We start from the raw sequence: 13,533 nt of genomic DNA on the forward strand, positions 1-13,533 counted from the left end.
GCTATCGTCAAGCAGCTGCACCAATTTGGTGGTCGTCGCCTTTTTGGAGGTCGAGGATAAGCGCTCGGTAGACGATGTTCGCGAGGTGCCGTTTGAGGCAACGGCGAGCCTCCGCGCTGGTCTTTCCCTCGGCCCGCTTCTTGGCGAGATAGTCGCGAGCTGGTGGGTGCCAACGTGCTTGAACCATCGCGATCGTGAACAGCGCGCGGTTCAGCTGCCGATTCCCGCCGCGTGCGAGACGGTGACGATGTGTGTTGCCGCTGGAGGCCGGAATCGGTGCGACGCCAGCGTGCGCGGCGAATGCCGCGGCTGACGCGTAGTGGCGCGGGTCGCGAGCTTCGCCGAGGATCTTCGCGGCGACGAGAGGACCAACTCCCGGAATCGCGAGCAGGTGCGTTGGCTGGCGACGTGCAAGTTCCGCGTCGATCTCCGTAACCAGCTCAGCTTGCTCGTCTCGCAGCGCGTTCAACCTCCGCACTGCTGCCAGCGCGAGCTTGGCGCGCATCGGGTCCGTCTTCCGCGCCTTCAGCGCAAGACTCCGGGCTCGTCCGAACGCCGGGCGCGAGATCAACGGGCCAGTCACGGCCTGGTAGCCCGGAGACATCACGAGCAGCAGTGCGTGGAGACGGTTGCGGACACGGACTTCCTCGCTGACCAGCTGGTCTCGTGCGTCGACGAGGAGCTTGAGGTCGGCGTCGAGATGCGTCGCGTCCATGGCAGGGAGATCGGGTTCGCGCAGCGCGATGCGTGCGATCGCGACAGCGTCCCCTTCGTCGTCTTTGCCCGGCCGGCGGGAGCGTTTCCGTTCGTCGGCTGTGAGGTTCGATGAAACGTCAACAACGGTGTGACCCGCGGCGACCAGCAGCCGCGCAAGCGGCAGCCCATAGCCTTTCGTGCCTTCGATCGCGACGATGTCTGCGCCGGTCTGATCGACCCAATCTACGAGTTCATGAAGCTGCTGCGGGGCGGCTCCGCTCTCGTGCTTGTCGACGCAACGGCCGTGGTGATCGACGGCGGCAGCGACGTGAACGCGGCTGTGTGGGTCGATCCCGATTACGAGGGGTGTCATGGTGTTCTCCCGATCCGTAGGGTTGAGGCCGGGTGGCGTTGGACACTCCTGTCGTCCGGTCAATCACGCCGCTATCAGGTCACGCGGCCACCCGTTGAGGTGTCGAGGAGACTGGCCCTAACGGGGTCAGACCCGTCGCAACCGGGTCGACAGAAAGATTCCGGGTCATCCTTGACACCTCAACGAGCCTCCCAGCGGTGCTGATCGCTCCGCCAGTGTCAAGAGAAACACACAGGAAGATGCCGACGGAGTCGGTGCGGCGGCGGATCTCGCGGTTGAGGCGCTCGTTGGGATTGTTCGACCAGATTTGGGACCACACGTCTTTGGGGAACTCGGTGAAGGCCAGGATGTCGGCCCTGGCGGTATCGAGGTGCTCGGCGACCGCGGGCAGCTTCTCGGTCACGTAATCCAGGGTGCGGTCGAACTGGGCGTGCACGTCGGAGGCGGTGGGCTGGTCATAAACGGAGTGCAGCATCGCCTTCACCGCCGGCCACATGCTCTTCGGGCTCACGCTCATCAGGTTCGCCGCGTAGTGGGTGCGGCAACGCTGCCAGGTCGCGCCGGGCAGGTTCGCGGCAATCGCGTCCTTCAAACCGGCATGCGCGTCACTGGTGACCAGCTGCACGCCGGTGAGGCCGCGGGCGACGAGGTCTGCGAAGAACGCATTCCACGCCGACCCGGTCTCAGCTGTCGCGGTTTGCAGGCCGAGCACTTCGCGGCGGCCGTCACCGTTGACGCCAGTGGCGATCAGCACGACCGTGTTCACCACCCGGCCACCCTCACGAACCTTCATCGTCAGAGCGTCGGCGGCGACGAACGTGAACGGGCCCGCCTCAGCCAAAGAGCGGTGCCGGAACTGGTTCACGTGCTCGTCGAGCTCGGCAGCCATCCGGGACACCTGCGACTTCGACAGGGCGTGAATGCCGAGGGTCTTCACCAGCTTGTCCATCCGCCGCGTGCTGACGCCTGCGAGGTAGCAGTCGGCGATCACGGTGATCAAGGCCGCCTCGGAGCGCTTGCGACGCTCCAGAAGCCACTCCGGGAAATACGTGCCCGATCGCAGTTTCGGGATCGCGACATCGATCGTGCCAGCCCTGGTGTCGAGATCGCGGTGGCGGTAGCCGTTGCGGTGGGTGAGGCGGTCAGGGGACGGCTGTCCCCATTCGGCGCCGACCACGGCGTCGGCGTCGGCGGACAGGAGGGCGTTGATCATCGTTTGCAGCAGGTGTCGCATCAAATCCGGGGAAGCGTCGGCAAGGGCTTCACCGAGCACCGTTGCAGGGTCGACAATGTGGGGAGCGGTCATCGTGTTGATGCCTTTCGAGTTGGGGTAAGAGACTTCTCGAAGGATCACACGGTGACCGCGTTCACGTCAGCAACGACGTGCGCGACCACCGTGGGTTACACCACTATGCGGGGCTCCGCTGGCGTAGGAGACCTTGGCCTCCATGTCGCCGCTGACGGCCTGCATGAGCTTGGTGCGGATTCGGCACACTCGGCGGTTGAGCGTCTCCCGGCTGACGCCGAGCTCGGCCGCTGCTTCCTCACGCGCCACACCGGGGTCACCCTCTGCGAGCTCGATGCGTGCAAGCAGCTGGACCTCGTCGCGGCGGAGGGTGCCGGAGTCGATCGCCCAGGTGAGGATCGTCACCAGATCCCGGAGGACGTCGTCGCTCTCGTCGGGGCCTGCGATCTTCTCGAGCAGCTCGTCCTCGATCGGCATCGCGTCGACGCTGTGCTCGCTGCCGAACCAGATTCCGAGGTTCTTGATCGTCTCGAGACGGATGTTTCCGGAGACGGAGTGGACGCGCTCGAGCGGGTAGGTGTGAATGACCTCCCAGAGCACGCCGATCGTCGCGGTGCGGGCGTCGGCGGGGGAGTGCTGCCACAGGCTGCGCATGCTGCTGCAGCTGCTCGGCAGCCGCAGCGCGAGCGGCATGAACGACTTGAGCAGGACGCGGCCGGCGAAGGTATCGCCGGCGTGCTCGAGGGTGAGCAGCTCGAGCAAGAGAGCGTCGCGCTGTTCGCGAGCTTGCGGCTGCCGGATGAGGTTCACGGCCTCATCGCCGGTCAGCTCGCCGAGCGTTCCGAAGTGGTGAGTGGTGTGGGAGTGGAAGCTGTTCCACTCGTCGAACAGTTGGTCGGCAAGAGGTGATGTCTTCGCCCAAGCAGTCATGAGAAATGGCCCTTCGTCGTGACGTCGGTTGACGAAGGGCCACGTTCCTCAGCACCCCTGGTTCAGATCCTGGAAAGTTCCGGCCGGGCAGGAGAGTGCCCGGCCGGCGGATGCTGGCTTCGGTGGGTCTGAGTCACGATCCGGTGATGTAAACGCCAGGCCAGGGGTGGTTTCCATGTCTCGCTGTATGGGCGCAATATCCACGCAAGATTTCTTCGATCCGCGATGTCCGCGAAGGGCCGAAAACCCGGCCTATACAGATATGCCCCCGTTGGTCGGGAGGCATCAGGACTCCGCGGAAGGGACAGAAACGTGAGCGAGAGCAGCACCGCAGACAGCGCCGACGACGCCATGTGGGAAGGATTCAAGCCCGACGCTGCACGCGCGATCCGTGCGCGCCAGGGGTTCGAGGAAGCGGTGGCGAGCACCCTCGACGCACCCTTCGACCCCTCCACGCATGGCCGCGTGGTGAAGGCGGTTGAGGAGCTCTCGGCAGCGGTGCCGGCAGCTCTGCGGGTGGCGCAGCTGCGAGTGGGAGGAGCTACATAATGGCGCGCCGCGAGAAGACGTCGAAGCCAGCCAAGGAGACGAAGACCGTCCCGGCACAGGGGAGCAGCTGGACCCATGGTCGGCAGCTGGGCGGCAAGGTGCTGTCCGCATTCCTGTTCGCCGCGATCGCGTGTGGGCCCATCGCGCTCTTCGCCGCGGCCGCACGTCCGGCGCCCGTCGTCGCCGCAGCGCCCGAGGCGCAGGCAGCGGGGCTGAGCACGCAGCAGCAGGCTGCCGGCGGATACGCGGAGGGCTTCGTGTCCTCGTGGCTGAGCGCGACGAAGGACGCGCCGGGCGATCTGGCTACCTACGTCGACCTGGCGGCGCTGCGGCAGCTGTCGGTCACGGGCTGGGAGTACCGCGACCTGTCCGTGGTCTCCATCACGCCCGTCGACGGCTCGGACTTCGTCAACGTCGTTGTCGCGGCGAACATCAAGGAGCTGTCGGTGACGGACACCGACGACACCAGCACGACGAGCTGGCCGCGCCGCTACTTCCAGGTGGCGATCGCGGTCAACGGAGACACTGTGCGGGCAGTCGGTCTTCCGGCCCAGATCTCCGCTCCCGTCCAGGGCAAGACGACGTCGCTGGTCTACAAGCAGACCATCGGATCCTCTGACCCGTCTGCGGAGACGGTGTCGGCGTTCCTCGGCGCGTACCTTGCCGGCTCGGGTGACCTGTCCCGATACAGCGCCCCGGACACATCGTTCGTGGCGATCTCGCCCGCCCCCTACGTGATGGTCAACGTCGAGGAGCTGCGGTCGGACCTGACGCCCACGGAGTCCCCGAGCGATGGCGACACCCTCAAGGTGCTCGCGACCGTCTCACTGCTGAGCCCGCTGGACCAGCAAGTGACCTCGACGTACACGCTCACCCTCACCGCGCGTGCCTCCCGCTGGGAGGTCAGCGCCATTGATCTTGCACCGCAAGCGGTCTCCGACAAGGGATCGACAACCCCCACGCCGACACCGTCCGGTAACGGCAACTAAGGAAGGAACACCAACCATGTTCGATTGGATCAACGGGATCACCGCTGATGCGACGACTGCTTTCCGGGCGGTCGTGTTTCTCGCAGCAGCAGTGATCTTCTTCGTCGTCGCCGCCAAGGTGCGGTTCGCCATGGCGACGACCATCATCACCGGCATCGCGTGCGGTCTGGCCATGTTCCTCGCCGCCGGCGGTGGCGAGTGGGTCATGGGCCTCATCCAGACCGAGACCGTCGACGCCATCGGAGTGACGATCCACCAGATCGCAGCTCCGGCGGACGTCCTGGTGCTCAACGAGACCACCACCGCGGCCGGCGACACGGTCTACCGGCTGGTCGCGTAAGGGGCGAACGTGGCCGATCGCGACGAAGAGAGAGAGGTTGCGCGCTTCTACACGCGCAGCCGCCGGTTCCCAAAGTTCATCGGCCGTCTCCACGACGGCACGAAGATCCCTGGGGGCCCCTACACGCTGACGCAGGGCGTCGTCCTGGCGATCGTCCTGGTCGTCGCGCTGATGACGCAGAGCGTGTGGGGGACTGGCTCTCCGATCGTCGACATTCCCGTCGCTGCCTTCGTGTCCTGGGGAGCAGCGTGGGGAGCCGGAAGGATCCCGGCCACACGCCGGAACCTGCTGAGCATCATCACTAGCGGCATGTCCGCGATGACCCGCCCCGCAGCCGGCCGCTACCGCGGAGTGACCATGCGGGTTCGCCCGCCCCACTTCGCAGGCGGCGGAACAACGATCGCCGAGCCGGTCGGAGTCACGCTCGCCCGCCCGGATAGCGAGAACACCGCACCCGCACCGGAAGCGCCCGTCGTGGCGCGGCCGGTCCTGCAGCCGCGCTCGACGCCGCTGCCGGCGCACGCACCCGCACACGCGGTCAGCGGCGTCGAGCGCCTGCTGCAGCAAGCCCGAGGAGGCAACTGACCATGAGCTACTCAGCCCTCCTCCCCATCCTCGGCGGCACGTCGATCACGGCACCCCTCAGCGGCGGTCGCGATCTGCTGCTGGCCACGCCGACCGACTGAGAAACGAGACGACGATGCAGATTCCGGCAACCGCGATGACGAGCAACCTGATGTGGACCCGCTCGGGCGTGGTCTGGGCGACGTGGCGGCTGCAGCCGCTCCCGTATGCCTACGCCACCGCGGCCGCAAAGCAGCTCGTCAAGGCGCACCACCAGGCGCTTTTCCAGGCCCACCGGGGCGAGGGGCTGCTGCTGGGGCTGTGCGCTGACCTGGACCCGGTGTCGATCGTGGAGCGGATGCTGGACGGGGTTCGCATCGACGAGTGCCCGGATTGGGCGCGCGAGGTCGAGCTGACCCTGGACGCGCTCGAGCAGATCCCGCTCGGGACGCGCGCGTTCTGGTTCTCGGTCCCGCTCGCGGCCGGTTCGATGAAGGCGCGCGCGATGTCGGCACTGCGCGCCGCCGACACCAAGCTGCGTGACACGCTGGCTCTTCCCCGTCAGCTGCCTACCGACTCCGAGATGGCCGCGGCTGCGCGGATGGCCAAGGAGATCGAGGTCCGCATCCCCGCCGCGTTCCAGCCGACCCGCGCGACGCCCGCCGAGCAGATCTGGATCGCTCTCCACTCGCAGCAGCGCGGCCTCTCCGCGGACCTCGCCGCCCCTGTCCCGCCCGCCGAGGGTACCGAGGACGGATTCGGCGCCGACGAGCTCGCGCACTTCCAGATGCCCTCCGCGATGCCGAACCCTTGGCTCGACGAGGGCGGGCAGAGTGACATCGCCCCCAAGTCCGGGCAGCAGTTCCTCCCGTTCAAGCGCCGCTACCTCAAGGTGCACAGCCCCTACGCGGACGAGACGTCGTCCTACCAGGTGGTGCAGGCCATGGTCGCCGCGCCCAAGGCCGGCTGGGTCTCGCCCGGCGTCGAGTGGATCTCACACGTCGACCAGTTCCCCCTCGACGTCGACTGGGGGATCCGTTTCACCGTCACCGGCGCCGACGAGGTCAAGCGTCGCAACAAGAAGGCCGAAACCGCCCTCGAGGAGCAGTACAAGCATCAGGAGGGCACCGCGACGATCACCGGCGGCGGATCCGACCTCGGCGAGATCGCAGAGACGCTGGCCGCGTACCACGCCTCCCTCAACCGCTCCGACAAGGAGGTCGAGGTTCAGGCGACGGTGCTGTTCGCTGTGGGGGCAGATACCGCCGATCTCGCGAAGGCCAAGGGCCGGTTCGTCGCAGACGAGTACAAGCGTGCCGACTTCCTCCTCGAGGCGCCCCTGGGTGGTCAGGAGGAGCTCTGGTGGGCGATGATCCCCGGCACACCCACCGGGCGCATCGTCCGTGAGCTCACCCAGATCACGACCGGCCGGGAGTTCGCGACCGGAGTGCCGCTTTCCAGTAACGAGCTCGGAGACGAGAAGGGCGCCCGCTTCGGCGAGAACATCAGCACCGCACGCCACACCCCGATCCTCCGCGACGCGGACGGCAGTATCCAGGCCGACACCAGCGCCAGCTTCGGCGTGGTCGCCGAGCTCGGCGCCGGCAAGAGCGTGCTGCTCAAGGGAGACATGGGCGACACGGTCGACCGCAACGGCCGCGTCGTCGCGATCGACCGCACAGAGGCCAAGGAGTACGCGGTCTTCGCGCAGAGCCTCCGGCCGGACACCACGACGATCGTCGACCTGATGACCCCGGAGTACTCGCTGGACCCGCTGCGGGTGTTCGGCCCTCTCGTCGGCGCACGCATGGTGCAGTCGCTCTTCGCGGTGATGCTCGGCATCCGGGCCCGCGACTCCCGAGGCGTTGCCCTGTCCCGCCTCCTCGAGCCGGAGTACGTCGCCGCGCACGACATCACCAGCCTCGGTCGCCTGCGGGCGCATCTCAAGACGATCTCCTCCGCGGAGAGCGATGAGCTGTCGGGCCTGATCAACCTGGTCGCGTCGAAGGACATCGGCGAGGTCCTCTTCAACGACGGGCTGACCGCTGTCGACCTGAAATCGCGTGCCCTGGTCTTCCTCACCCATGGGCTGTCGCTGCCGGACAAGACCGAGCTCGAGCACGCGCACCTGTTCGAGGAGATGCCCCTGGAAAAGATCTACGGGCGCGCGATGTACGCGATGCTCATGGGGATCTCCCGCGAGGTCTGCTTCATGAACCCCGGCGAGCTCGCCGGCGCCTACTTCGATGAGTGCCACCACATCACCCAGTCACCCGAGGGTGAGCGCGATCTGCGCATCGGCATCCGCGATGGCCGCAAGCACCGCGCGTTCTTCGCCCTCGGCTCCCACGATCCCGCCGACTTCGGTGAGACCCAGACGCGCGGCCTGCTCAAGACCCGCTACGTGATGCGTCAGACCGACAAGGAGCTGGCGCGTCGTGCGATCGAGTGGTTGACCGGCGAGCCTGCAGACCCGGCGATGGTCCAGGTGGTCACCGAGGATCTGTCGCCGCTCGGCCCGGACGGCAAGGTCGCCCCTGAGCGGCGCGGTGAGGGCCTGGTCCGTGACCAGCGCGGCCGGATCGGAAAGTTCCGCAAGACCCTCCCCGAGCGCCCCGACCGACGCGAAGCAGTGCTGTCGACTCCGTCTCTGGTGACGCCATGATCGGGTTCTACCGGCACACCTTCGAGACCCTGGGCGGCGCGTTCTGGCGGGTCCGGTTCTGGGTGCATGATCATCCTCGGTGGAGCAAGGTCTTCGCCGTGATCCTGATCGACGTGTTCCTGGTCCTGTTCGGCAACACGTACTGGGCCTTCGCCGCTGACGGTGGCGGCTCATCCCCGTTCATGCTCGGCGGCGACATCACCGACAGCGACGGTGTCCCCCTGTCGAACTACACGGTGCTCCCGCTTGACCGCGGCGACGTGTTCACGATGGGGAAGTTCTTCATCTCCATGTGGATCGACCCGATCTGGACCGGGCATCTGGGTCTGGTGTCGTGGATGATCTGGTTCTGCAACTGGCTGCTCTCCTTCGAGTGGGTCGACATCGTCGCGGCACCGTTCGGTGCGCTGGCCGACCTCCTGCAGGACTTCCTCGGCGAGATCGCGTGGATCCCGTTCGCGCTGACGATCGCCGGCGGAGTCGCAGGCCTGGCGATCATGCTTGGCCGGCACTCCACCGGGTGGGCGGAGCTGTTCATCTCGGCGTGCTGCGCAGTGCTGGCAACCGGGCTGCTCGCCAACCCGATCGCCTCGCTCACCGCCGCCGGCGGCGCCTTCGACACCGCCCAGGAGTACGGCGGTCAGATCGCCGCTGTCGTCGTCACCGACGACATCAACAGCACGGAGCTCGACTCCGAGAACCTGCTGTCCGCTGCGGTCACATCGCAGCTGGTCGACATCTTCGTCAAGATCCCTGCGCAGACGATCGCGTTCGGCCACGCCCTTGAAGGGCAGTGCGCCACGACCTTCACCGACACGATGACCAGTTCGGCGCCGATCCAGACCGGCGGCAACGAGGTCCGTGATGCTGTCGGCGGCTGCGACGAGGCGGCGAAGACGTTCAACCAGAACCCCAACTTCGGCCAGGTGCTCACGGCCGTCACGATGACCCCCGGCGCGTTGACCCTGTTCATCCTCCCGATGGCATTCGGCGTGCTGTTCCTGGTCACGGTGCTCGGCTTCCTGATCTCCGCGATCAAGACCATGTGGAACGTCTACATCGGGATCCTCCCGGTCAACCGATACCCGCTGTGGAAGTCCCTCGCCGACACCTTCATGGGCCTGGTCGCGATCGTCTTCATGGCGGTGGTCATGGCTGCCGTTCTCAAGCTGACCGTCGCAGCAATCACCGGGCTCAGCAGCCTGGGGATCCCGCTCGTCGCGCAGATGACCTTCGCGACGCTGGTGATGATCGTGCTGCTGTTCCTGATCATCCGGGCGCGCCGGATCGCGAAGAAGACAGGCCGGTCGATCGCCGAGCAGCTCTCGCGGTACGGAATCGGCAAGGGTGGCCCGACGCAGCGCGACGGGGTCAAGACCGTCGCGGCGATGGGCGCCGTGTCGACGATCGCGGCCGCGGCTCTGCGCCGCCCTGACAACACGGTCGACGCGCGCTCCATCAACTTCGGCGCTGCGGCCGCGCAGGACATCGGCACAATGACCGCCACACGCCCGCCCGCGACGCCTATGCCGCCCTCTTCGCCATCCGGCGGCTCGTCGGGCCGTCCGGCGCTCCCGTCGCCGCAGAAGGGCTCTGGGGGCGGATCAGCGGCGGGTGCCGCCGCCAAGGCATCGAAGACGGCGGATCTGGTGTTCACGGCCGCGCGAATCGGTAAGGGCGCCGCAGCTGGCGGTCTTGCCGGCGCCGCCGGCGCCGCGGCGCTCGAGGTCGGTGGCCGGGTGGCGACCAAGGGGGCATCCAAGGCGGTCTCCGCGGCCGCGTCCGCCGGTAGCAGCACGCCACGAGCTGCCGGTGACCCGAAGGTGGTTCCGATGGTCGTCGACCCGGCGCCGACGTCGACGCGCACCCCGGACGGCCCGCGCCGCATCGTCGTGGACTCTTCGGGCATGGGGCGCATCGAACGGCGCCCTTCCTCCTCCGGGGTCGTCGACATCACGTCGCTGCCTCCGCGCGCCCCTCGATCCCCGCGCAGCGGTGAGATGCGTGCCCGGCTCGCGATCGCGCAGAAGTAGTCCGCATGTCCGCATCGGGAGTGCTCGAGCGCACCGCTGACGTCGCAGGCGCCGTCAGCGGTGGAGACGACGGGGACGGTGGCGGCTCGCGCAAGGTAATCCTCTGGGTGATCGCGCTCGTGCTGGTGCCGGTGGTGATCTTCGCCGGCTACACGATGTTCCTGATGATGGCGATCGCCGGCGCCTCCGGCGGCGGGTCGTCGCAGTGCACAGCGGGGTCGCTGACCACCGACAAGCTCGAGGTCCAGACCACCGGAGGATCGACCCGCACCCTCGGTGCGACCGAGCTCAGCCACGCGGCCACCATCCTCTCGGTCGCTCGATCCCTGGGTGTGTCCGCGCGAGGGCAGCAGATCGCGATCATGACCGCGCTGCAGGAGTCCGGCCTGAAAATGTATGCCAACTCCTCGGTGCCCGAATCTCTCGACTATCCGCACGACGCGGTTGGCAGCGACCACGATTCGGTCAACTACTTCCAGCAGCGCGTGTCGGGCTGGGGCACCGTCGAGGAGCTCATGGACCCCGTCTACGCCGCCAAGGCGTTCTTCGGCGGCGAGGAGGGCCCCAACGGCGGATCTCCTCGAGGACTGCTCGACATCCCCGGCTGGGAGGAGATGGGGCTGGGAGAGGCTGCGCAGACCGTGCAGGTCTCCGCGTACCCGACCGCCTACGACAAGTGGGAGCCCGCCGCTCAGCAGATCATCACCGCGGTCGGCGGGTCGGTCAGCTGCGACAGCAGCACCGTCGTCGGGCAGGCCGCATTCCCGCTCTCTCCGGGCTACCAGATGACGTCCGGCTACGGTCCCCGCGACATCTCGGTCCCTGGCGCCTCCTCGTGGCATGTTGCGATCGACCTGCAGCACTGGCCGAACCCGTGCGGCGACCCCGTCTACGCGATCCTGCCTGGCACGGTGACCCTCAGCAGCTCGCTGTGGCTGTCAATCAAACACCCCGATGGGTTCGTGGTCTCCTACCTGCACATGTACAAGAGCGAGCGCCTCGTCGACGTCGGGGACACCGTCACTGCCGGCCAGCAGATCGGTGCGGTCGGGAACGTGCCGCCCAGCGGAGGATGCCACCTGGACTTGCGCATCAACAAGAACGGGACGACCAACGCGGCCGTCGCCGCGCTGCGGGAAGCACCTGCTCTGGGTGCTCCCGCCCAGTACGCCGGCTTCGTGGACCCCGAAGAGTTCCTCCGCCTCTACGGCATCGAGATCTGCCCCACAGACGGCACCTGCCGGCGCCTCTAGCCCCCTGGAAACCCGCGCGATATCACGGTTTGCGCCCTACTGACGACCTGGAAACCGGCCTGTAGTGTGGGGATCAGCCCCGGCCCGAAACGGGGCCGAAGCCTCCCCCATTCAGACGGTGACTCGTGCCCTCAACAGATGTCAGCGCCACTGGCGACGCCGACCGACCCGCAGGGTCAGTCTCGGCCACCGGCTACCGCTCAATCGCGTACTTCCTCCCGGTTGCCCTGCACTCGCGGCTCAAGGCTGCGTGGTGGGCGACGAGAGACGAACCGGAGGGCGCGCCGGCGTTGGCCGGTCTCGTCGAGGTCGCGATCGGCCACGAGGCCGACCGTCTCGAGCAGCTCTACAACGAGGGCGTCCCGTTCCAAGCCGCGCCCACCCGCGCCCAGGGGGTCAACCCCAAGGGGGCTTCCGGGTACCGCCACCAGACCTACTACCTGCCGGTTGCCCTGCATGCGCGGCTCAAGGCTGCGTGGTGGGCGACGAAGGATAAGCCGGAGGGCGCCCCAGCGTTGGCCGGTCTCGTCGAGGTCGCCTTCGAGCGCGAAGCGAGCCATCTCGAGCAGCTCTACAACGAAGGCGTCCCGTTCCCGCCGGCGCCGGCCAAGGCACGGGGCATCAGTCGTGCCGCAGCGCAACGTCAAGGCGAGTGGCTCCGCGGCGAATGGGAGCGCCGGCGGCAGGCGCAGACCCCGCCCGACGCCACCGACGACTGACCTCACCCCGGCGAGCTCCGGGGTGTTGCAGGGAGTATGCGCCGCAGTATGCCGCCGATATGCGCCGCGATATTGCGCCATACCTGCGCGAGGGTTGCTGCTGGAAATATTTCCCAGGGGGAGGGGGTCAAGCTCGATTCGACAACCGTGCCTGCGGCAGAACGCCGATCGGGCTTGATCCTATCACCCGTGTCAAGCGCGGGTGTAGCGGAGGTATTGCGCTCATGCGCGCCGCGATGTGGCTGTCCGATGACATTGATTCTGTGTCTGTGCCATTGATCTTGTGTCGGTGACGTTGATTCTGTGTCTGCGCCGTTGATTCTGTGTCTGGAGTCGGGCGACACGCGGCCGCGGTCGGCGGGCGTCTCGGGTGGATGGTCGTACTCTGGCGCCGTCAGGTTCCCTTCTTCAACTGAACATCCATCAGTGAGGGGGTGGGCGAGTGAACGGGATCCAATCTCCGGCGCCGAGCATCGACGTGGCTCGTGTCGAGATCGAGTGGGTTGCGTCTGGTCGCCGGGATCGTCGGAGTGCTGTGGACGTCGCCGGGGTTCTTTTCGAGGTCACGGATCGTGTGCGCCAACCGGAGTCGTGGAAGCACAAGAAGAACTACGAGGGCTTCTACTGGGCGGCGACCACCGGTCGGCACGTGTGGTTCGAGTCGTTGTACGAGCGCGCCGCACTGATGCGGTTCGACCGTGACCGGCGGGTGCTCGCCATCGCGTCGCAGCCGATGACGGTTCATTGGGGAGTCGGTGCGCGGTGGCATGTCCCGGACTTCTTCGTTCGATACCGCGACGGTCGCGGAGTTGTCGTCGACGTGAAACCTGCCAAGCGTATCGATGAGCGGGATGTCGAGACGTTCCGGTGGACCGCTGCGCTATGCGAGGGTCTCGGCTGGGGCTATCAGGTGGTGAGCGACATCTCAACGATGGAGGACCGCAACCTCCGATTTCTCTCCGGGTACCGCTACGACCGGTGGGTTTCCACCGGCGCGGACGTGTGCCTCGGCGCGCACGTGGGGGAGGAGCGGACGTTGCAGGATTGGGCGTCAGAACTCAACGACGCGTGCCCGGAACCACTGGGTGCCGTCTACTCCGCTGCGTGGTGGCGGCGGCTTCAAGTCGACCCGGACGATCGATTGTCGCTGCGTTCGATGGCGAGGGCGGTGTAGCG

At 67.2% G+C, this 13,533-nt stretch carries 12 protein-coding genes; 9 read left to right on the forward strand and 3 right to left on the reverse strand.

Annotated features, from left to right (window positions below; all coding sequences use genetic code 11):
- Positions 1–7 precede the first annotated feature (7 nt).
- The 3 genes from H7694_RS16935 to H7694_RS16945 form a co-directional block, all read right to left on the reverse strand.
- Entirely contained in the window at positions 8–1,069 is a 1,062-nt protein-coding gene (locus H7694_RS16935) for an IS110 family transposase (protein WP_193599387.1), read from the reverse strand.
- 79 nt (positions 1,070–1,148) lie between these two features.
- Positions 1,149–2,375 carry an IS256 family transposase gene (locus tag H7694_RS16940; RefSeq protein ID WP_413782948.1) on the reverse strand — a complete coding sequence of 409 codons (1,227 nt, stop codon included), beginning with the start codon at positions 2,373–2,375 and terminating at the stop codon, positions 1,149–1,151.
- A gap of 66 nt (positions 2,376–2,441) precedes the next feature.
- Positions 2,442–3,245, reverse strand: coding sequence for a hypothetical protein (locus H7694_RS16945; protein WP_193599388.1), 804 nt, complete (start codon positions 3,243–3,245; stop codon positions 2,442–2,444).
- A 312-nt stretch (positions 3,246–3,557) separates the two neighbouring features.
- Here H7694_RS16945 and H7694_RS16950 point away from each other — a divergent pair, with 312 nt between their 5' ends.
- The 9 genes from H7694_RS16950 (at position 3,558) to H7694_RS16990 (ending at position 13,531) form a co-directional block, all read left to right on the forward strand.
- A complete protein-coding gene (locus tag H7694_RS16950) occupies positions 3,558–3,794 on the forward strand; it encodes a hypothetical protein (protein WP_193599389.1) in 237 nt (78 codons plus the stop codon).
- Positions 3,794–4,783, forward strand: a complete 990-nt coding sequence (locus H7694_RS16955) for a conjugal transfer protein (RefSeq protein WP_193599390.1) — start codon at positions 3,794–3,796, stop codon at positions 4,781–4,783. Before H7694_RS16950 ends, H7694_RS16955 begins: the two co-directional genes overlap by 1 nt.
- 16 nt (positions 4,784–4,799) lie before the next feature.
- Positions 4,800–5,123 carry a hypothetical protein gene (locus tag H7694_RS16960; protein WP_062635271.1) on the forward strand — a complete coding sequence of 108 codons (324 nt, stop codon included), beginning with the start codon at positions 4,800–4,802 and terminating at the stop codon, positions 5,121–5,123.
- A gap of 9 nt (positions 5,124–5,132) precedes the next feature.
- Positions 5,133–5,708 carry a hypothetical protein gene (locus H7694_RS16965; protein WP_193599391.1) on the forward strand — a complete coding sequence of 192 codons (576 nt, stop codon included), beginning with the start codon at positions 5,133–5,135 and terminating at the stop codon, positions 5,706–5,708.
- A gap of 115 nt (positions 5,709–5,823) precedes the next feature.
- Positions 5,824–8,352, forward strand: coding sequence for an ATP-binding protein (locus tag H7694_RS16970; protein WP_227468414.1), 2,529 nt, complete (start codon positions 5,824–5,826; stop codon positions 8,350–8,352).
- On the forward strand, positions 8,349–10,385 hold the full coding sequence (locus H7694_RS16975; protein WP_193599392.1) for a hypothetical protein: 2,037 nt from the start codon (positions 8,349–8,351) through the stop codon (positions 10,383–10,385). The genes H7694_RS16970 and H7694_RS16975 overlap by 4 nt, the downstream gene beginning before the upstream one ends.
- A gap of 5 nt (positions 10,386–10,390) precedes the next feature.
- Positions 10,391–11,638: a M23 family metallopeptidase gene (locus tag H7694_RS16980; protein WP_193599393.1), complete on the forward strand. Its 1,248-nt coding sequence runs from the start codon at positions 10,391–10,393 to the stop codon at positions 11,636–11,638.
- Positions 11,639–11,763: 125 nt separating this feature from the next.
- On the forward strand, positions 11,764–12,357 hold the full coding sequence (locus tag H7694_RS16985; RefSeq protein WP_193599394.1) for a hypothetical protein: 594 nt from the start codon (positions 11,764–11,766) through the stop codon (positions 12,355–12,357).
- Between the two features lie 478 nt (positions 12,358–12,835).
- Positions 12,836–13,531 (forward strand): TnsA-like heteromeric transposase endonuclease subunit, encoded by a 696-nt coding sequence (locus H7694_RS16990; protein ID WP_193599395.1) that lies wholly within the window; start codon positions 12,836–12,838, stop codon positions 13,529–13,531.
- Positions 13,532–13,533 lie beyond the last annotated feature (2 nt).

This window comes from Microbacterium sp. YJN-G (assembly GCF_015040615.1).
In the GTDB taxonomy this organism is placed as follows: Bacteria; Actinomycetota; Actinomycetes; order Actinomycetales; family Microbacteriaceae; genus Microbacterium.

Excerpts from the sequence above, each read along its gene's own strand:
- H7694_RS16955 (WP_193599390.1), top strand. The coding sequence starts at position 3,794 with ATGGCGCGCCGCGAGAAGACGTCGAAGCCAGCCAAGGAGACGAAGACC.
- H7694_RS16970 (WP_227468414.1), top strand. The coding sequence starts at position 5,824 with ATGCAGATTCCGGCAACCGCGATGACGAGCAACCTGATGTGGACCCGC.
- H7694_RS16940 (WP_413782948.1), bottom strand. The coding sequence starts at position 2,375 with ATGACCGCTCCCCACATTGTCGACCCTGCAACGGTGCTCGGTGAAGCC.
- H7694_RS16945 (WP_193599388.1), bottom strand. The coding sequence starts at position 3,245 with ATGACTGCTTGGGCGAAGACATCACCTCTTGCCGACCAACTGTTCGAC.
- H7694_RS16975 (WP_193599392.1), top strand. The coding sequence starts at position 8,349 with ATGATCGGGTTCTACCGGCACACCTTCGAGACCCTGGGCGGCGCGTTC.
- H7694_RS16935 (WP_193599387.1), bottom strand. The coding sequence starts at position 1,069 with ATGACACCCCTCGTAATCGGGATCGACCCACACAGCCGCGTTCACGTC.
- H7694_RS16980 (WP_193599393.1), top strand. The coding sequence starts at position 10,391 with ATGTCCGCATCGGGAGTGCTCGAGCGCACCGCTGACGTCGCAGGCGCC.
- H7694_RS16960 (WP_062635271.1), top strand. The coding sequence starts at position 4,800 with ATGTTCGATTGGATCAACGGGATCACCGCTGATGCGACGACTGCTTTC.